This is a genomic window from Paracoccus salsus, from assembly GCF_021556615.1.
GTDB classification, from domain to species: domain Bacteria; phylum Pseudomonadota; class Alphaproteobacteria; order Rhodobacterales; family Rhodobacteraceae; genus Paracoccus; species Paracoccus salsus.
Genome location: NZ_JAKGGD010000006.1, coordinates 134,492 through 151,730, shown reverse-complemented (window position 1 = coordinate 151,730; position 17,239 = coordinate 134,492). Strand labels below are relative to the sequence as shown.

Below are 17,239 nucleotides of genomic sequence, written 5' to 3'. Positions count from 1 at the left end.
ATGAGTGCAGGCCGCACGGAACAACCTTTGATTGCGGCGACATGAATGTTTCTACCTTGAATCGACATTCATGCAAATTGACCAAGAAAACAGGATCTCAATCCCGCCGTGCTCTGGCAAGAATGAAACATGTCAAGAGTGAGTCCCGCTCGATGCTGACGACCTGGTTGAACACGGCGCCCGGTATGGACTATGAGCGCGCTCGGGCTGCTCATTGTCCTGGTCCGGTCAGCATCGTCAGCGGATTTTTTGCCATGAAGTTTTCGACGCGTCACGACACCGAAAGCAGGGCCGAGGATCTGTTCGGCGTCGTCGGTGATTTCGGACGGATCGAGCGGATGCTGATGTGTCGCGGTGCCCATGTCTGCCGGATCGACCCCACGCAAGAGCCGGGGACGGGCATGGGTTGGCAGATCGATTTCGACTGGCGTGGGCGACCCCGCAGCCTTCGACTGGAGGTGACGCGCCATGACCGCCCCGAACGGCTGTCGATGGCGGGCATGTCGGATGCGTTGGATATCAATATCGACGCGACCGTGATCGCGCTGAGCCGAACACGGTCGCGTCTGATCTTCGAGACCGACCTGCGACCGCGCAACATGAAGGCGCGGCTGATGTTGCAGACGGCGAAACTGGCCAAGCCGCAGCTTGACCGCAAGTTCGATCGCCGGGTCGCGCAGTTCCTGTCCGACATGCACGCCGCGCGCTGATCGCGGCGACGGGTCAGTTCATCGGCCGGGTTTCGCGCAGCGGATCGGCGGGATAGACGCCCAGGATGTCCAGTGTCGAGGTGAAGTAGCGCAACTCGTCCAGCGCGCGCCGCACATGGGCGTCGTCGGGGTGACCCTCGATATCGGCATAGAACTGCGTCGCCGTGAACACCCCGTCGACCATGTAGCTTTCCAGCTTGGTCATGTTCACCCCGTTCGTGGCAAAGCCGCCCATCGCCTTGTACAGCGCCGCAGGAATGTTGCGGACGCGGAAGACGAAACTGGTCAGCATCTTCTGCCCGCGACGTGTCAGGTCCGGTTCGCGCGACATGATCAGGAAACGGGTGGTGTTGTTCTGGCGGTCCTCGATCTGGTCGGCCAGACTGACCAGCCCGTAGATCTCGCCGGCCAGCGGTGCCGCCAGCGCCGCCAGCGACGGATTGCCGCGCCGGGCCACGTCCCTGGCCGATCCCGCCGTGTCGGCGCCGGTCACGGGATGGATGCCGTGCTGTCGCATGAAGTTCCGACACTGGCCCAGCAGGACGGTATGGCTCATCGCCTCGCGGACCTCGCCCAGCTCCGTGCCGGGCACGGCCAGCAGGCTGATATGCACGCGCACGAAGGCTTCGTCGATGATGTGCAGGCCGGATTCGGGCAGCAGGTGATGGATATCGGCGACCCGGCCATAGGTCGAGTTCTCGACCGGCAGCATCGCCAGCTCGGCCTGATCGCCGCGCACGGCCTCGATCACGTCCTCGAAGGTCCGGCAGGGCAGGGCCTCGTGCATGGGACGCGCCTTGCGGCAGGCTTCGTGGCTATAGGCGCCGGGTTCGCCCTGGAATGCGATGCGTCTGGTGGTCATGGCTGGCGTCCGATAAGCGTTTTTTGATTGGTCGTGGGGTAACTATACCTTGATCCCGCAAAGCGAAAGCGGATAGATACCGGGCGAATTGACGAGCTTACCAAAGCGGGGACCGCACGCGATGTTCAACACCATGACCCTGACCAAGGTCGCCGGCGCGCTGATCGGCGCGCTGCTGTTTCTGATGCTGGCCAACTGGGCGGCCAGCGGCCTCTACAGTGTCGGGCCGGCTGGACATGCCGGCGAGGGCGAAGAGCACGCGCAAGCCTACACGATTCCGGTCGAGGAGTCGGGCGAAGGCGAAGGCGGCGGCGAGGAAGAGCAGATCGACTTTGCCGTGTTGATGGAAGCCGCCGACCCGGCCGCCGGCGAAAAGGGCTTCGGCAAGTGCAAGGCCTGCCACAAGCTGGATGGCAGCGACGGCGTCGGCCCGCATCTGAATGGCGTCGTCGGTCGCGCGGTCGCATCGGTTGGCGGCTATGCCTATTCGGATGCGATGGTGGCCCATGTCGCCGAAGCGCCCGACTGGACCCCCGAGGCGCTTCAGGAATTCCTGACCAACCCCAAGGCCGACGTGCCCGGCACCAAGATGTCCTTCGCGGGTCTGAAAAAGCCCGAGGATCGCGCCGACCTGATCGCCTATCTGCAGACCCAGCCGTAACCGCACCGGACCCGGCATGACCGTCGCGGGCGTGGTCCAGGGACCGCGCCCGTTTTCATGTCTGCCTGCGCCGGGCCTGCCTGCTCACGAAAACGCGGCTTGATCCGGTCGCACGCGCTGGCCTAGCTTGGCCCGAACCCCCGATCCGCCGGAGTCTGCCGATGCGCCATCTTGCCCTGACCGCCGCCTTGTCCCTTGCCCTGACAGCCCACCCCGCCCTGTCGCAAGAGACCGGCACGGAGCGGGCAGCGGGCAATGACGCGACCATCATCCGGACCCACGCCATCGCATTGTTCGGCGAGCCCGCGTTGCCTGCGGATTTCGACCATTTTCCCTATGTGAACCCCGATGCCCCGAAAGGCGGCGAGATCTCTTTCGGGGCCGTGGGGGGGTTCGACAGCTACAATCCGTTCACGTTCCGGGGGCGGGCGATCGCGCTGTCGGTCATCCAGCTGGAACGGCTGATGGACAGCCCGGCCGACGAGCTGGGGGTGGATTACTGCCTGCTTTGCGAGACCGTCGAATATCCTGAAAGCCGGGATTGGGTGATCTTCAACCTGCGGCCCGAGGCGCGCTTTTCGGACGGAACGCCGCTGACCGCGCAGGACGTGCTGTTCTCGTTCGAGACGCTGCGCGACAAGGGGCTGTCGTCGTTCCGCACCGCCATGCAGCAGATGGTGGCCAAGGCCGAGGCGCTTGACGATCACCGCATCAGGTTCACGTTCGCGCCGGACTATCCGCGCCGCGACGTGATCTCGCAGATGGGCTCTCAGATCGTCTTCTCGCGCAAGGACTTTCTGGCCAATGATCGCGACCTGGAACAGGGCAGCGTCGAGCCATTCGTCGGGTCGGGCCCCTACATGTTCGACCGGGCCGACATGGGCCGGACCCTGGTCGTGAAGCGAAACCCGGACTACTGGGGCAAGGACCTGCCGATCAACCGGGGCCGCTACAATTTCGACAGCATCCGCTATGAGATGTTCGGTGACTTCGACACCGCGTTCGAGGCGTTCAAGGCGGGCGAATACACGTTCCGGAACGAGACGTCGTCGCTGCACTGGGCCACGCGCTATGATTTCCCGGCGCTGACAAACGGCGCCGTGATCCGCGACACGCTGCCCGACGGGACGATCGCCAACGGCAAGTCCTGGGTGTTCAACCTGCGCCGCGAGAAATTCCAGGACATCCGCGTCCGCGAGGCGATCGGGCTGATGTTCAATTTCGAATGGACCAACCAGACCTTGCTGTACGGGCTGGAAACGCGCGTCAACTCGTTCTGGGACAACAGCGAGTTCCGCGCCGAGGGGCCGCCCTCGCCGGCGGAACTGGCCTTGCTGGAACCGCTTGCCGACGACCTGCCGAAGGGCATCCTGACCGAGGATGCGGTCGTGCAGCCGGTGTCGGGCGAGCGCCAGCTTGATCGCGGGAACATGCGCCGCGCGGTGGCCCTGCTGGACGAGGCGGGCTGGACGGTCGGCGATGACGGCAAGCGCCGCAACGAAAGGGGCGAGAGGCTGAGGGTCGAATTCCTCAACGACGATGCCGGCAATGACCGGGTCATCAATCCGTTCGTGCAGAATTTGCGGGCCATCGGCATCGACGCCGTGAACCAGCGGGTCGACAACGCCCAGATGGAACAGCGCATCCGCGCCAAGGAGTTCGACATCGTCGAGGACACGCTGGGTCAGGCTTATGCGATAGGCGGCGGCACGGACCAGATCTTCGGGTCCGACAATGTCGGCGACGTGTTCAACCCGATGGGACTTGCCAACCCGGCCATCGACGCGCTGATCGCCAGCGGCCAGCTGGTCGAGACGCGGGAAGAAAACCTGGTCGCCATCCACGCGCTTGACCGGGCGCTGCGCAGCCTGCGGTTCTGGGTGCCGCAATGGTACAAGGCCAATTACACGCTGGCCTATTACGACATGTATCGCCACCCCGACCAGATGCCGCCCTATGCTTTGGGCGTGCTGGACTTCTGGTGGGCGGATTCCGAACGGGCGGACCAGCTGCGCTCCAGCGGCGCGCTGCGCTGACAACCGGCGCTTGATTTCCTTGCCGGGATTGCCGACAAGGCGTGACAACCGAACAGGGCCGGCAAGGCCCGTATGGTCCCGAGGGGCGGGCAGAAGGGCAGGCGGATGGGAGCCTATATCCTGCGGCGATTGCTGCTGATCATCCCCACGCTGGTCGGCATCATGCTGGTCAACTTCACGCTGACGCAATTCGTGCCGGGCGGCCCGATCGAACAGATCGCGGCGCAGATCCAGGGCGAGGGCGACGTGTTCCGCAACATCTCGGGAGGCGGCAGCGGCGGCGATACCGGCGTGACCGAGGGCCAGTACGAGGGCGCACGCGGCCTGCCGCCGGAATTCATCGCGCAGCTTGAAAAGGAATTCGGCTTCGACAAGCCGCCGGTCGAGCGCTTCTTCTCGATGTTGTGGAACTATCTGCGCTTCGATTTCGGGACCAGCTGGTTCCGCTCGATCAGCGTCATCGACCTGGTGGTCGAGAAGATGCCGGTATCGATCACCCTGGGACTGTGGTCCACGCTTCTCGCCTATATCATCTCGATCCCGCTTGGCATCCGCAAGGCGGTCCGGGACGGCACGCGGTTCGACACCTGGTCGTCGGGCGTCATCATCATGGGCTATGCGATCCCGGCGTTCCTGTTCGCGGTGCTGCTGATGGTGCTGTTCGCGGGCGGCAGCTTCTGGAAGATCTTTCCTCTGCGCGGCCTGACCAGCGACAATTTCGCGGATCTGTCCACCTGGGGCAAGATCAAGGACTATCTCTGGCACGCGACGCTTCCGGTCGTCGCCTCGACGATTTCCAGCTTTGCGACGCTGACGCTGCTGACCAAGAACAGCTTCCTCGACGAGATCAACAAGCAATATGTCATCACCGCCCGCGCCAAGGGCCTGACCGAGCGACGGGTGCTTTACGGCCATGTGTTCCGCAATGCCATGCTGATCGTGATCGCGGGCTTTCCGGCGATGTTCCTGGGCGTGTTCTTCGGCGCCTCGATCCTGATCGAGACGATCTTCTCGCTGGACGGGCTTGGCCGGCTTGGCTTCGAGGCTGCCGTGCAGCGCGACTATCCGGTGATCTTCGGCACGCTTTACGTCTTTGGCCTGATGAGCCTGATCGTCGGAATCCTGTCGGACCTGATGTATGTCTTCGTCGATCCGCGCATCGACTTCGAGGCGAGGGCCGGCTGATGGCGCTTTCGGAACTGAACAGGCGCCGCTGGCGCAGCTTCCGCCGCAATGGCCGGGCCTTCTGGTCTCTGGTGATCTTCTCGATCCTGTTCGTCGTGGCGATGCTGGCCGAGATCGTGGCGAACGACAAGCCGATCGTCGTCAGCTTCCGGGGCGAGCTTTACTGGCCGGCCTACAACTTCTATCCCGAAACCGCGTTCGGCGGCGATTTCGGCACCGAGGCGATCTATCGCGACGAGGCCGTGCAATGCCTGATCGTCACCGGCGGGCGCGAGGCCTGCTGGGACGAACCCGACAGCCTGATCGCGGCGGTCAGGTCCGGCAGCAGCGACGTGCCCGAGGACGAACAGGGCTGGATGATCTGGCCGCCGATCCCCTTCCACTTCAAGACCATCAACAATGTCGGCACCGCCCCCAGCGCCCCGGACGGCACGCATTGGCTGGGGACCGACGACACCGCCCGCGACGTTCTGGCGCGGGTGATCTACGGATTCCGCATCTCGATCCTGTTCACCCTGATCGTGACCGTCATCGCCTCGACCATCGGCGTCGCGGCCGGTGCGATCCAGGGCTATTTCGGCGGCAGGACCGACCTGATCTTCCAGCGGCTGCTGGAGATATGGGCTTCCACGCCGGGGCTTTACGTCATCATCATCCTGTTTGCGATCCTGGGGCGAAGTTTCTGGCTTCTGGTCTTCGTGACCGTCCTGTTCGGCTGGCCGGCGCTGGTCGGCGTCGTCCGGGCCGAGTTCCTGCGGGCCCGCAACTTCGAATATGTCCGCGCCGCGCGCGCCCTTGGCGTGGGCGACCGCACGATCATGTTCCGGCATATCCTGCCCAACGCGATGGTCGCCACGCTGACCATGCTGCCCTTCGTGGTGACCGGCACGATCAGCGGGCTGGCGGCGCTGGATTACCTGGGCTACGGGTTGCCGGCCTCGGCGCCCTCGCTGGGGGAACTGGCCTTGCAGGCCAAGCAGAACCTCCAGGCGCCATGGCTGGCCTTCACCGCCTTCTTCACCTTCGCCATCATGCTGTCGCTTCTGGTCTTCGTCTTCGAAGGCGTGCGCGATGCCTTCGACCCCCGGAAGACCTTCAAATGAGCTTGGGCAGATGAGCGCACGCGACGACGAGGCCGAACTGAACCCCTCGCGCCCCGGCTTCGCCAGCGCGGCGGCGGTGGCAGAGGACAGGGGCGCGTCCGACCGGATCGAGGGCGATGATTCGGATCGCGCCATCCCCGCGCCGGCGTCGGACGCGGTGCTGGCGGTGCGTGACCTCACCATCAGCTTTCGACAGGAAGGCCTGCTGGTTCCGGCGGTCCGCGGTGTCACGTTCCAGATCGGCCGCGGCGAGACGGTCGCGCTGGTGGGCGAATCCGGCAGCGGCAAATCGGTCACGGCCTTGTCCACCGTGCGGCTGCTGGGCGATTCCGCGGTGGTGGAAGGATCGGTGCAATACGAGGGCCGCGAACTGGTCGGCGCGCCCGACCGGGTGCTGCGCGACATTCGCGGCAACGATATCAGCTTCATCTTCCAGGAGCCGATGACCTCTCTGAACCCGTTGCATACGCTTGAGAAGCAATTGTCCGAAAGTCTGGCGCTGCATCAGGGACTGACCGGCGCCAGGGCGCGCACACGGATCATCGAACTGCTGACCCGCGTCGGCATCCGAGAGCCCGAAAGCCGTCTGGCCGATTACCCGCACCAGCTGTCGGGGGGACAGCGCCAGCGGGTGATGATCGCGATGGCGCTGGCCAATGGTCCCGACCTGCTGATCGCGGATGAGCCCACGACCGCGCTGGACGTGACCATCCAGGCGCAGATCCTGGAATTGCTGGCCGAGCTGAAAGAGGCCGAGAATCTTTCGATGCTGTTCATCAGCCACGATCTGGGCATCGTGCGGCGCATCGCCGACCGGGTCTGCGTGATGAAGGACGGCGCGATCGTCGAACAGGGACCGGTCGAGGCGATCTTCGCCGATCCCCGGCACGATTATACCAGGAAGCTGCTGGCGGCCGAGCCGCGTGGCGTGGCCGACCCGGTGCCCGAGGGCGCCGAAACCATGGTCGAGACACGCGACCTGAGGGTCTGGTTCCCGATCCAGCGCGGCCTGATGCGCAGGACCGTGGGCCATGTGAAGGCCGTCAATGGCGCCACGCTGACGGTGCGTGCGGGCGAGACCCTTGGGATCGTGGGCGAATCCGGCTCGGGCAAGACCACGCTGGCGCTGGCGATCATGCGGCTGATCGAAAGCCAGGGACCGATCCTGTACATGGGACAGGATATCGCGGCCTGGGGCGGCAAGCAGCTGCGCCGCCTGCGCCGCGACATGCAGATCGTGTTCCAGGACCCGTTCGGCAGCCTCTCGCCCCGCATGACCGTCGAGCAGATCATCGCCGAGGGGCTGGGCGTGCACGGCATCGACAAGGCCGGCGACCGGCGGAAACTGGTTGCCGCGATCATGGTCGAGGTCGGCCTGGACCCCGAGACGATGCACCGCTACCCGCACGAATTCAGCGGCGGCCAGCGCCAGCGCATCGCCATTGCCCGCGCGATGATCCTGCGTCCCAAGGTCGTGGTGCTGGACGAGCCGACATCGGCGCTGGACATGACCGTGCAGGTCCAGATCGTCCAGTTGCTGCGCGGACTGCAACAGAAATACGGGCTGGCCTTCCTGTTCATCAGCCACGACCTGCGGGTGGTGCGGGCGATGTCTCATCAGATCATGGTGATGCGCGCCGGAGAGGTGATCGAACAGGGCGGCGCGGCCGAGATATTCGATCATCCACAAACCGAATACACCAGAAGCCTGCTGAAGGCCGCATTTCCGGAACGCGCATGAAGATCCTCTTCGTCCATCAGAACTTTCCCGGCCAGTTCCCGCATCTGGCCGCCGCGCTGGCAAGGCGCGGCCACGCGGTGCTGGCCCTGACCGACGAAAAGAACGAACGGCCCAGCCCGGTCAAGACCTTGCGCTACAAGGCGCCCGAGCCGGTCAGCACCAACGGCGTGCTGGGCCGCAGCTATTCCGATTTCGCCGAGCGCGGCCTGTTGGCGGCGCGCGGGGCGCGGGCGTTGCGCGACCGCCACGGATTCACCCCCGACGTCATCATCGGCCATACCGGATGGGGCGAGACGCTGTTCCTGAACGAGATCTGGCCCGACGCGAAGCTGCTGGTCTATGCCGAGCTGATGTATCGCACGCGCGGCCACGATGTCGGCTTCGATCCCGAGATGCATCCCGACAGTGATGAAAGCCGGTTCATGACGGTGGCGCGCTCGGCGCATCTGATCCAGGGCATCGTGCAGGCCGATGCCGCCATCGCGCCGACCCGGTATCAGGCCGACAGCTTCCCGACCGAGCTGCGCAGCAAGATCACCGTGATCCATGACGGCATCGATGTCGCCCGCGTGCAGCCCTCTCCCGACGCCTGGCTGGAACTGGCCGACGGGCGCAAATTGCAGTCCGGCGACGAGGTGCTGAGCTATGTGTCGCGGTCGCTTGAGCCTTATCGCGGCTTCCACGTCCTCATGCGCGCGCTGCCGCAGGTGCTGAAGGCGCGGCCTGACGCGCAGGTCGTGCTGGTCGGCGGCGACGGCGTCAGCTATGGCAGCGCGCCCAGGGACGGACGCAGCTGGAAGGACATCCTGCTGGCCGAGCTGGGCACGCGGCTGGACCTGGACCGGGTCCATTTCGTCGGCCGGCTGCGCTATGCGGATTACCTGTCGCTGATCCAGCTTGCCCGGGTCCATTGCTATCTGACCTATCCTTTCGTGCTGTCCTGGTCGCTGACCGAGGCGATGGCGGCGGGCGGCTATGTCGTCGCGTCGGACACCGCGCCGGTGCGCGAGCTGATCCGCGACGGGCAGAACGGCAGGCTGGTGCCCTTCTTCGACATCCCGGCGCTGGAGGCGGCGCTGATCCGCGGGCTTGCGGGCGATCCGGATGCGCCCCGGCTGCGGCAGGCGGCGCGCCAGACCATCCTCGACGGCTATGACCTGCACCGCCACAGCCTGCCGCGCCAGATCGAATGGGTGGAAAGCGCCTGCGGGATGCGCTAGACCCTGCCAGCTTACAGATGAGGCAGGCAAATGGTGCAGATCCGGCTGACGAACACCCGCACGCGCAAGAAGGATGTCTTCTCGCCGCTGGATCCGCGCAATGTGCGCCTGTATCTGTGCGGGCCGACCGTCTATGATCGCGCCCATCTGGGCAATGCGCGACCGGTGCTGGTCTTCGACGTGCTGGTGCGGCTGCTGCGCCACGTCTATGGCGCCAACCACGTCACCTATGTGCGCAACATCACCGATGTCGACGACAAGATCAACGACCGCGCCGCCGCCACCGGACGCAGCATCCGCGAGATCACCGAGGAAACCGTCGGCTGGTATCACGACGACATGGACGCGCTGGGGGCGGCACGACCGGACCACGAACCGCGCGCGACCGACTACATCACCCAGATGATCGCGATGATCGAGGCGCTGATCGCCCGGCGCCACGCCTATGTGGCCGAAGGTCACGTGCTGTTCGACGTGCGGTCCTTTCCCGAATATGGCAGGCTGTCAGGCCGTTCGGTCGATGACATGATCGCGGGCGCGCGGGTCGAGGTGGCGCCGTTCAAGCGCGATCCGATGGATTTCGTGCTGTGGAAGCCCTCGGATGAGAACCAGCCGGGCTGGGGCAGCCCCTGGAGCCGGGGGCGGCCGGGCTGGCATATCGAATGCTCGGCCATGTCGGCGGCGCTGCTGGGGCCCAGCTTCGACATTCATGGCGGCGGCATCGACCTGCAGTTTCCCCATCACGAGAACGAGGTCGCGCAAAGCTGCTGCGCCCATCCGGGCGCCGGTTTCGCGCAGGTCTGGCTGCATAACGAGATGCTGCAGGTCGAGGGCAGGAAGATGTCCAAGTCGCTTGGCAATTTCTTCACCGTCCGCGACCTTCTGGACAAGGGCGTGCCGGGCGAGGTGATCCGCTTCGTGATGCTGTCCACCCATTACCGCAAGCCGATGGACTGGACCGAGACGAAGGCCGCCGAGGCCGAAGCGGTGCTTCGGCGGTGGCGTGGGCTTGCGGCGGGCATCGAACCCGCCGCAAGCCCCGCGCCCTCGGTGGTCGAGGCGCTTGCGGACGACCTGAACACCGCGGGCGCGATTGCGGCGTTGCACGAACTTGCCGGGCAGGACGACCGGCCGCTGTTCGTCGCCTCGGCGCAGATGCTGGGGTTGCTGATGCCCGAGATGGGTGCCTGGGCCGAGGCGGGCGACGCCGCAAAAGCCATGATCGAGGCCTTGCTGGCGGCGCGCTCGGAGGCCCGGAAGATGCGTGATTTCGGTCGCGCCGATGCCATTCGCGACGGCTTCAAGGCGGCGGGGGTCGATGTCATGGACACGGCCGGTGGCGTGGAATGGGCGCTGACGCCCGGCTTCGACGCGGCGCGGCTGGCCAGGCTGGCCCGCATGGTCCGCGCGTGACCCTTGAGGCCTGCACCGAGGTCTTGCGTCAGCAGGACCCGGACCGCTTCGGCGCGGTGCTGGTTGCGCCGCCCGCGGATCGGCCCGCGCTTGTCACGCTGTATGTGCTGAACCTCGAGATCGCGCGCGCGCCGTTGCAATCGGCCGAACCGATGCTGGCCGAGATGCGGTTGCAATGGTGGATCGACCGTCTGGCCGAGATGGGGCGCGGCACCGAGCCTCCGCTGCATGACGTGCTGACGCCGCTGTGGGATGCCTGGGCCGATGGCGCCGGCGATCTGGCGGCGCTGGCCGAGGCAAGACGGCGCGATTGCGCGCGCGAGCCGCTTGCCGGTCCCGAGGCGGTCGTGGCCTATGTCGATGCCACCGCCGGCGCGCTGATGTGGCGGGCGGCGCACCGGCTTGGGGCGCCCATGTCAGCGCGCGGCGTGGTCGCCGATCACGCGCTGGGGGCCGGGTTGGCCGCCTGGCTGCGGGCCTTGCCGAGGCTGCAGCCGCTTGGGCTTGGCCTCAACGGCGCGCGCCCCGAGGATATCCGGCGGCTGTCGGTCATCGCACTGGAATCGTTGCGCCGGGCCGCACGCGGTCATCGTGCCCTGCCCGGATCGGCGGCAGCGGCGCTTTATCCCGGTCCGCGCGTTCCGCGCTTTCTGAGAGAAATCGGGCGTGGCCATATCGACTGCTTCGCGGCAACGCCCGAGATTTCGCCCTTTCAGCGCCGCGCCTCGCTGGCGCGTCTGGCGCTGACCGGGCGCTGGTGGCGATAGCGTCGGAGGAACGCCCGGCGACAAATCCTCTTTCCATCACCGCGGCCTTGTGGAAGGAATTGTTCAAAGAGCCCCGCCGACACGGGGGCCAGCAGGGACGCAGCCATGGCCAGACACGGATTGGACGCAGAGGCGAAAAAGGGGCTTACCTTGATTGCCCCGCCGCTTCTCTATGCGCTGGCGGTGCTTGCCGCCCCGCTGCTGACGATCCTGACCTACAGCTTCCTGAAGGATGGCTATCTGGAGGTGATCGCCGAATTCACCTGGGGCAACTATGCGCAGGTCCTGACCGATCCGATCGTGCGGACGATCATGCTGCGCTCGCTGATCGTCGCGGCGATGGTGACGCTGGTGACGGTCTTGCTGGCCTTTCCGATCGCCTATTATGTCAGCTTCATGGTGCGGCCGGAACGCAAGTCGATGTGGCTGTTCCTGATCACCATCCCGTTCTGGACCAGCTACCTGATCCGGGTTTTCCTGTGGAAGGTCATTCTGGGCTATAACGGCGTGATCAACTCGACGCTGACCGGTCTGGGGATCATCGACGAGCCGCTGACCTTCATCCTCTACAACGTCAACTCGATCGTGCTGACGCTGGCCCACGCCTACGCGCCCTTTGCCATCCTGCCGATCTTCGTGGCGCTGGAAAAGATCGACCGCTCGCTGCTGGAAGCGGGTCGGGATCTGGGCGAAAGCCGCGCGATGACGTTCTGGCGGGTCACCCTGCCGCTGGCAATGCCGGGGGTCATCGCGGCCACGTTGATCGTGTTCATTCCGACGATCGGTGACTATGTGACGCCGGAACTGATCGGCGGCGGCAAGATCCCGATGATCGCGAACCTGATCCAGGTGCAGATGCTGGCGCTGGACAACCGCCCTCTGGGGTCTGCGCTTGCCGTCACCGCAATGCTGACCGTCGCGCTTGTCAGCGTCGTGTTCCTGTTTCTGAACCGGCGCTTCCTGAGGATGCGCCAATGAGCCAGCGAAGCTTCGAAGGCAGCGGGCTGCGGATCTATGCCATCCTGTATCTGCTGTTCCTTTATGCGCCGATCGCGCTGCTGCCGGTCTTCGCGTTCAATTCCGGGACGATCATCGCCTTTCCGCTGCAAGGCTTCACGACGGACTGGTTCGCGCAGATGTCGACCAATTCGACGTTGCGCCGCGCGCTTGGCAACTCGCTGACGATCGCCGTCTCGGCCTCGATCCTGGCGACGTGCCTGGGGATCTTTGCGGCGCGGGCCACGACCCGGTTCGAATTCCCGTTCAAGGGCGGCATCATGGGGCTGATCATGGTGCCGATGGTGCTGCCCGAGATCATCGTCGCCATGTCCCTGCTGGTCGTGCTGCTGGGCGCGGGGCTGCAGCTTTCGATCCTGACGGTGATCGCGGGGCACACGCTGATCTGCATGCCCTACGCCATTGCGATCCTGTCGACCGCGTTTTCCAGCCTCGACAAGTCGCTGGAGGAGGCCGCATACGATCTGGGCGAGACGCGATGGGGCGCGTTCCGGCTGGTCACGCTGCCGCTGGTCATGCCGGGCATCATCAGCAGTCTGCTGATCTCGTTCACGATCAGCCTGGACGAGTTCATCATCGCGTTCTTCCTGGCAGGGAACGAGCCGACCCTGCCCACATACATCTTCAGCCAGCTGCGCTTTCCCAAGCAGATCCCGATGATCATGGCGCTTGGGACGGTGCTGGTGGTGCTGTCGATCGTCCTTCTGGCGATCGGCGAGTATTTCCGCCGCCGCGGCATCGCCCGGATCAGCGGCAAGGATTCCGGAGGCTTCCAGTGAGCGACGACCATAGGCCGATGATCGAATGTCAGGCCGTGCAGAAATACTACGGCGATTATCACGCGCTGCGCGGGATCGATCTGGCCATTCGCGAGGGCGAGTTCTTTTCGCTGCTGGGTCCGTCGGGTTGCGGCAAGACCACGCTGCTGCGGACCATCGCGGGCTTCGAGGGCATCTCGTCCGGGGCCGTGCTGATCGACGGCAAGCACATGGAGGACGTGCCGGCCAACAAGCGGCCGACCAACATGGTGTTCCAGTCCTATGCGATCTTTCCGCATCTGACCGTCGCGCAGAATGTGGCCTTCGGGCTGCGACGCGATCCGCGCGGCAAGGCCGAAAAGACGGCGCTGGTCGAGGACGTGCTGAAGATGGTCGGGCTGAGCGGCTATGGCGGCCGCGCGGCACACGAACTGTCGGGCGGACAGCGTCAGCGCGTGGCGCTGGCGCGCGCCCTGATCCTCAAGCCCAAGGTGCTGCTGCTCGACGAGCCCTTGTCGGCGCTGGACCGCAAGATGCGCGAACAGATGCAGGTCGAGTTGATCAAGCTTCAGCGGCAGATCGGGATCACCTTCGTGCTGGTCACCCATGACCAGGAAGAAGCCCTGGTCATGTCCGACCGCATCGCCGTCATGTTCGAGGGCGAGATCGCGCAGCTGGACGGCCCCGAGGCGCTTTACGCCCGCCCGGCCAACCGCCGGGTCGCGGATTTCATCGGCGTGATGAATTTCCTGCCGGCGCGCATCCTTGCCGAGACGGACGAAGGCGCGCGGGTCGAGGTGGCGGGACTGGGTGAGGTCGAACTGCCCCGTGCCCAGATCAGCCGCGCCAATCCGGAGGACGAGGGCGTGATGGTGGGGTTTCGTCCCGAGACGATGACCCTCATGGGGCCGGGCCAGATCCACTATCAGACGCGCGAAACCGGCGCCACGATCGACGAGGTCGTCTATTACGGCGACATGACCTATTACGACCTCCGGCTTGATGGTTCGGCGCGGCTGGATGGCCGGCCGCGGACGGTCCGGATCTCGATGCGGAATGTCTTTGGCCGCGATGTCCAGGATGTCGGCACCCGCACGCAGCTGGCCTGGTCGCCCGGTTCGCTGGTGCTGTTCCGCTAGGCGTCTTCGGCAAGGGGCCGCGCCCTGTCCCGCGAGACCCGGGGAATGCGGCAATGGCGGGGCGTCATCCTGTGGCGCGAGGCGCAGGGCGTCATGGCGCGTCGCGTGGCTGCAAGCGGATCAGGATGCCCTCGCGACCGCGCACCGTCAGCCGCGCGACCGGCACTGGCGGCACGCGGCCCGGTGCCAGGCGGAACGCCGCCGTGATCCGTGCCAGCATCAGCACCCCCTCGATCATCGCGAAACCTGCGCCGGGACAGACGCGCGGACCGGCCGAGAAGGGGATGAAGGCCGCGCGCGCGCTGGCCTTGCCCTCGGGGTTGTTCCATCGGGCGGGATCGAACTCGTCGGGCCGTTCCCACAGCCGTTCATGGCGGTGCAGATGCCACGGCGACAGGATCAGCTGCGCGCCGCGCGGCGCCGCACGGCCGCGCAAGGTCTCGGGGCGGGTCGTCTCGCGCACCATCATCGGCACCGGCGGATACAGCCGCAGCGCCTCGCGGAAGACGGCGCGACTGGCGCGCAGGCCCGCCACGGCACCGAAATCGGCGGTCATCCCGGCGCCCTCGGCCGCCACCCGCTGCTGCCAGTCGGGATTGCCTGCCAGCAGCCACAGCGCCCAGGCCAGCGCCGAGGCGCTTGTCTCGTGCCCGGCCAGAAAGAAGATCGCGACCTGATCGACCATCTCGGTCGCGTCGAACCGCTTTCCGGTCTGCGGATCGGCCGTCGTCATGATCTTGGTCGCCAGGTCGTCGGGCGCGGTGCCGGCCTCGATCGCGTCCTTCCGCTGCGCGACCAGATCCCCGATCAGACCGCGAATTTCGGCGGCGGTTTCGCGGGTCCTGCGCGAATGCCGGCGCGGCAGCCAGCGCGGCAGCGGCAGCAGGGCGGCGAGGTTGACGATCGGCTGGGCGTCCTGATGGGCGCGAAAGGCCGTGAAGACGCGGCTGGCGATGCGGTCCTCGATCGGCACCGAGAACAGCGCGCGGAAGATCACGTCGGCGGCGGCGTGGCTGGTCGCGGGCTCGATGTCCATCTCGCCTGGTTTCAGGCGGGCCACGGCGGCCTCGGTCGCACACCAGATTGCGGGAAACATCTCGCGCAGGCGACCGCCCTCGAAGGCGGGGTCGATGATGCGGCGCTGCTGCGCCCATTCCGCGCCGTTGGTGACAAAGACGGAATTGCCCAGAAGCGGCGCCAGCCCTTCGCGCAGCCGCTGCGATTTCGGAAAATCGCCGGGCCGGTCCTGAAGGATCAGCCGCAGCAACGCCGGGTCGTTGCACAGGAAGCTGTGGATCAGCGTGCTGCGGAATTCGGCCATCCAGGCACGGTAGAGGCGCGCGGGCAGGGCCGACAGCAGATCGCGCCGGAACCCGCGTGCAAAGCGCAGGACCGATCCGCGCGCCTCGTTGCTGGCCGGTTTTGGCGGCATCATCGCGGTGATCCGGGGCCGACCGGCCGGGTGATGCGGCCGGGCGAGGGCGCGCGGCCGGCAAAGCGCCGCGCCAGCGTCAGCGGCCCGCCGGTGATCGCGAAATAGTCGTAGTCACCCGGCCGCTCGAAGGCGCAGAGATACTGGAAATGCAGCCGGAACCATCGCCATTTCAGCTTTTTCTGCTGCGCGTGTGACAGCGTTCGCGTGAACGCGGCCGAGATGACCAGAGGCCATCGCTGATCGGGTCCGGCGACCCCGGTCACCGCGACCGGATCGCACAGCCCGAAGCAGCAGGCATCGCCCGGCGCGGTCACGTCCAGCCAGAAGATGTCGGGGCGTTCGGACAGGCAGGCCAGATCCGCGCGCAGCCGGTCGGCGCGCGGCAGGAACGAGGCCATCGGCACCACATGTCCGAGTGTCAGAAGCGACAGCGCCGGTCCGGGTCCGGCTGTCCTGCCACCGCGAAGCGCATCGGCCAGCAGCGACACGGCCAGATAGGCGCCCGAGGAATGGCCGACGACCAGCACCTCGTCGACATCCTCGCCCAACGCCGTTGCCAGTCGGCCAGAAAACTCGGCCAGCCGTTCCTCCAGCACCGCGGGATAGGCACCGCGATGGCGGGCCGTGAAGGCATAGTCATGCATCAGGTAATAGGCGAAGATGCGGTTATCCAGCCGGCGGAACACGATCAGGACGACCACCACCAGCGCGACCGCGACCGGCAGGCCAAGCCACCAACCGGCAAGCCGCGCCGCCGCCCAACCCGCCAGCCCGCCGGCCAGCAACGCCACCAGCGCCTGCGCCAGCAGCACGGCGATCGGATACAGCGCGGCCAGCACCGGACCGCGCCGCAATCGCATCAGCCCGAACAGCGCGCCCGAGCCGAGATAGACCCATGCCGTCGTGAAAAGCTGGCCATAGGTGCCGATGATGCCGGCCTGCATGGATGTCTGCACCAGATCGTCCCAGACCAGCACCTCGAAGCGGTTTTCGGCCGCGCCTTCGGGAAACTCCCCCCGGCTGCGCCAGCCAAAGCCGGGGCCGTGCTGGCGCGGTGCCATCGCGATCCGATAGCCTGAAATGCCGGCCTGGTGCGCGGATTCGCGACGATACAGCTCGCGGTAGCGGCGGGGCGGGATGGGATCGAAGCCGGGAATGTAGAGAATGCGGCGGCGGAATGGGCGCGTCATCG

General features: G+C 66.1%; 15 protein-coding genes. 12 read left to right on the top strand and 3 right to left on the bottom strand.

The genetic code is table 11. The features are described from left to right. Positions 1-254: 254 nt before the first annotated feature. Positions 255-710 carry a hypothetical protein gene (locus L1965_RS12855; RefSeq protein WP_235756850.1) on the top strand — a complete coding sequence of 152 codons (456 nt, stop codon included), beginning with the start codon at positions 255-257 and terminating at the stop codon, positions 708-710. A gap of 13 nt (positions 711-723) precedes the next feature. Here L1965_RS12855 and L1965_RS12850 read toward each other — a convergent pair whose 3' ends face one another. Further along, on the bottom strand, positions 724-1,572 hold the full coding sequence (locus L1965_RS12850; protein ID WP_235756849.1) for a prephenate dehydratase: 849 nt from the start codon (positions 1,570-1,572) through the stop codon (positions 724-726). 121 nt (positions 1,573-1,693) lie between these two features. Between L1965_RS12850 and L1965_RS12845 the strand changes: the two genes are divergently transcribed. The 11 genes from L1965_RS12845 (at position 1,694) to L1965_RS12795 (ending at position 14,612) form a co-directional block, all read left to right on the top strand. After that, positions 1,694-2,233 (top strand): c-type cytochrome, encoded by a 540-nt coding sequence (locus L1965_RS12845; RefSeq protein WP_235756848.1) that lies wholly within the window; start codon positions 1,694-1,696, stop codon positions 2,231-2,233. Positions 2,234-2,394: 161 nt separating this feature from the next. Continuing rightward, positions 2,395-4,269: an extracellular solute-binding protein gene (locus L1965_RS12840; protein WP_235756847.1), complete on the top strand. Its 1,875-nt coding sequence runs from the start codon at positions 2,395-2,397 to the stop codon at positions 4,267-4,269. A gap of 105 nt (positions 4,270-4,374) precedes the next feature. Beyond that, positions 4,375-5,454: a microcin C ABC transporter permease YejB gene (locus tag L1965_RS12835; protein WP_235756846.1), complete on the top strand. Its 1,080-nt coding sequence runs from the start codon at positions 4,375-4,377 to the stop codon at positions 5,452-5,454. Next, positions 5,454-6,557 carry an ABC transporter permease gene (locus L1965_RS12830; protein WP_235756845.1) on the top strand — a complete coding sequence of 368 codons (1,104 nt, stop codon included), beginning with the start codon at positions 5,454-5,456 and terminating at the stop codon, positions 6,555-6,557. The genes L1965_RS12835 and L1965_RS12830 overlap by 1 nt, the downstream gene beginning before the upstream one ends. A gap of 10 nt (positions 6,558-6,567) precedes the next feature. Then, on the top strand, positions 6,568-8,298 hold the full coding sequence (locus L1965_RS12825; RefSeq protein ID WP_235756844.1) for an ABC transporter ATP-binding protein: 1,731 nt from the start codon (positions 6,568-6,570) through the stop codon (positions 8,296-8,298). Beyond that, positions 8,295-9,518: a glycosyltransferase gene (locus L1965_RS12820; RefSeq protein ID WP_235756843.1), complete on the top strand. Its 1,224-nt coding sequence runs from the start codon at positions 8,295-8,297 to the stop codon at positions 9,516-9,518. The genes L1965_RS12825 and L1965_RS12820 overlap by 4 nt, the downstream gene beginning before the upstream one ends. A gap of 30 nt (positions 9,519-9,548) precedes the next feature. After that, positions 9,549-10,931 carry a cysteine--tRNA ligase gene (cysS, locus tag L1965_RS12815; protein WP_235756842.1) on the top strand — a complete coding sequence of 461 codons (1,383 nt, stop codon included), beginning with the start codon at positions 9,549-9,551 and terminating at the stop codon, positions 10,929-10,931. Continuing rightward, positions 10,928-11,698, top strand: a complete 771-nt coding sequence (locus L1965_RS12810; protein WP_235756841.1) for a squalene/phytoene synthase family protein — start codon at positions 10,928-10,930, stop codon at positions 11,696-11,698. Before cysS ends, L1965_RS12810 begins: the two co-directional genes overlap by 4 nt. A 105-nt stretch (positions 11,699-11,803) precedes the next feature. Continuing rightward, positions 11,804-12,676 (top strand): ABC transporter permease, encoded by an 873-nt coding sequence (locus L1965_RS12805; protein WP_235756840.1) that lies wholly within the window; start codon positions 11,804-11,806, stop codon positions 12,674-12,676. After that, entirely contained in the window at positions 12,673-13,494 is an 822-nt protein-coding gene (locus tag L1965_RS12800; RefSeq protein ID WP_235756839.1) for an ABC transporter permease, read from the top strand. The genes L1965_RS12805 and L1965_RS12800 overlap by 4 nt, the downstream gene beginning before the upstream one ends. 17 nt (positions 13,495-13,511) lie before the next feature. Beyond that, entirely contained in the window at positions 13,512-14,612 is a 1,101-nt protein-coding gene (locus tag L1965_RS12795; RefSeq protein WP_241865529.1) for an ABC transporter ATP-binding protein, read from the top strand. Positions 14,613-14,703: 91 nt separating this feature from the next. On the opposite strand, the gene L1965_RS12790 is transcribed toward L1965_RS12795, so the two are convergent. Together L1965_RS12790 and L1965_RS12785 are read right to left on the bottom strand one after the other, a co-directional pair. Next, a complete protein-coding gene (locus L1965_RS12790) occupies positions 14,704-16,047 on the bottom strand; it encodes a cytochrome P450 (RefSeq protein ID WP_235756837.1) in 1,344 nt (447 codons plus the stop codon). Further along, a complete protein-coding gene (locus L1965_RS12785) occupies positions 16,044-17,237 on the bottom strand; it encodes a hypothetical protein (RefSeq protein WP_235756836.1) in 1,194 nt (397 codons plus the stop codon). Before L1965_RS12785 ends, L1965_RS12790 begins: the two co-directional genes overlap by 4 nt. Between the last annotated feature and the right edge of the window lie 2 nt (positions 17,238-17,239).

Excerpts from the sequence above, each read along its gene's own strand:
- L1965_RS12855 (WP_235756850.1), top strand. The coding sequence starts at position 255 with ATGAAGTTTTCGACGCGTCACGACACCGAAAGCAGGGCCGAGGATCTG.
- L1965_RS12850 (WP_235756849.1), bottom strand. The coding sequence starts at position 1,572 with ATGACCACCAGACGCATCGCATTCCAGGGCGAACCCGGCGCCTATAGC.
- L1965_RS12845 (WP_235756848.1), top strand. The coding sequence starts at position 1,694 with ATGTTCAACACCATGACCCTGACCAAGGTCGCCGGCGCGCTGATCGGC.
- L1965_RS12840 (WP_235756847.1), top strand. The coding sequence starts at position 2,395 with ATGCGCCATCTTGCCCTGACCGCCGCCTTGTCCCTTGCCCTGACAGCC.
- L1965_RS12835 (WP_235756846.1), top strand. The coding sequence starts at position 4,375 with ATGGGAGCCTATATCCTGCGGCGATTGCTGCTGATCATCCCCACGCTG.
- L1965_RS12830 (WP_235756845.1), top strand. The coding sequence starts at position 5,454 with ATGGCGCTTTCGGAACTGAACAGGCGCCGCTGGCGCAGCTTCCGCCGC.
- L1965_RS12825 (WP_235756844.1), top strand. The coding sequence starts at position 6,568 with ATGAGCGCACGCGACGACGAGGCCGAACTGAACCCCTCGCGCCCCGGC.
- L1965_RS12820 (WP_235756843.1), top strand. The coding sequence starts at position 8,295 with ATGAAGATCCTCTTCGTCCATCAGAACTTTCCCGGCCAGTTCCCGCAT.
- cysS (WP_235756842.1), top strand. The coding sequence starts at position 9,549 with ATGGTGCAGATCCGGCTGACGAACACCCGCACGCGCAAGAAGGATGTC.
- L1965_RS12805 (WP_235756840.1), top strand. The coding sequence starts at position 11,804 with ATGGCCAGACACGGATTGGACGCAGAGGCGAAAAAGGGGCTTACCTTG.
- L1965_RS12800 (WP_235756839.1), top strand. The coding sequence starts at position 12,673 with ATGAGCCAGCGAAGCTTCGAAGGCAGCGGGCTGCGGATCTATGCCATC.
- L1965_RS12795 (WP_241865529.1), top strand. The coding sequence starts at position 13,512 with ATGATCGAATGTCAGGCCGTGCAGAAATACTACGGCGATTATCACGCG.
- L1965_RS12790 (WP_235756837.1), bottom strand. The coding sequence starts at position 16,047 with ATGATGCCGCCAAAACCGGCCAGCAACGAGGCGCGCGGATCGGTCCTG.
- L1965_RS12785 (WP_235756836.1), bottom strand. The coding sequence starts at position 17,237 with ATGACGCGCCCATTCCGCCGCCGCATTCTCTACATTCCCGGCTTCGAT.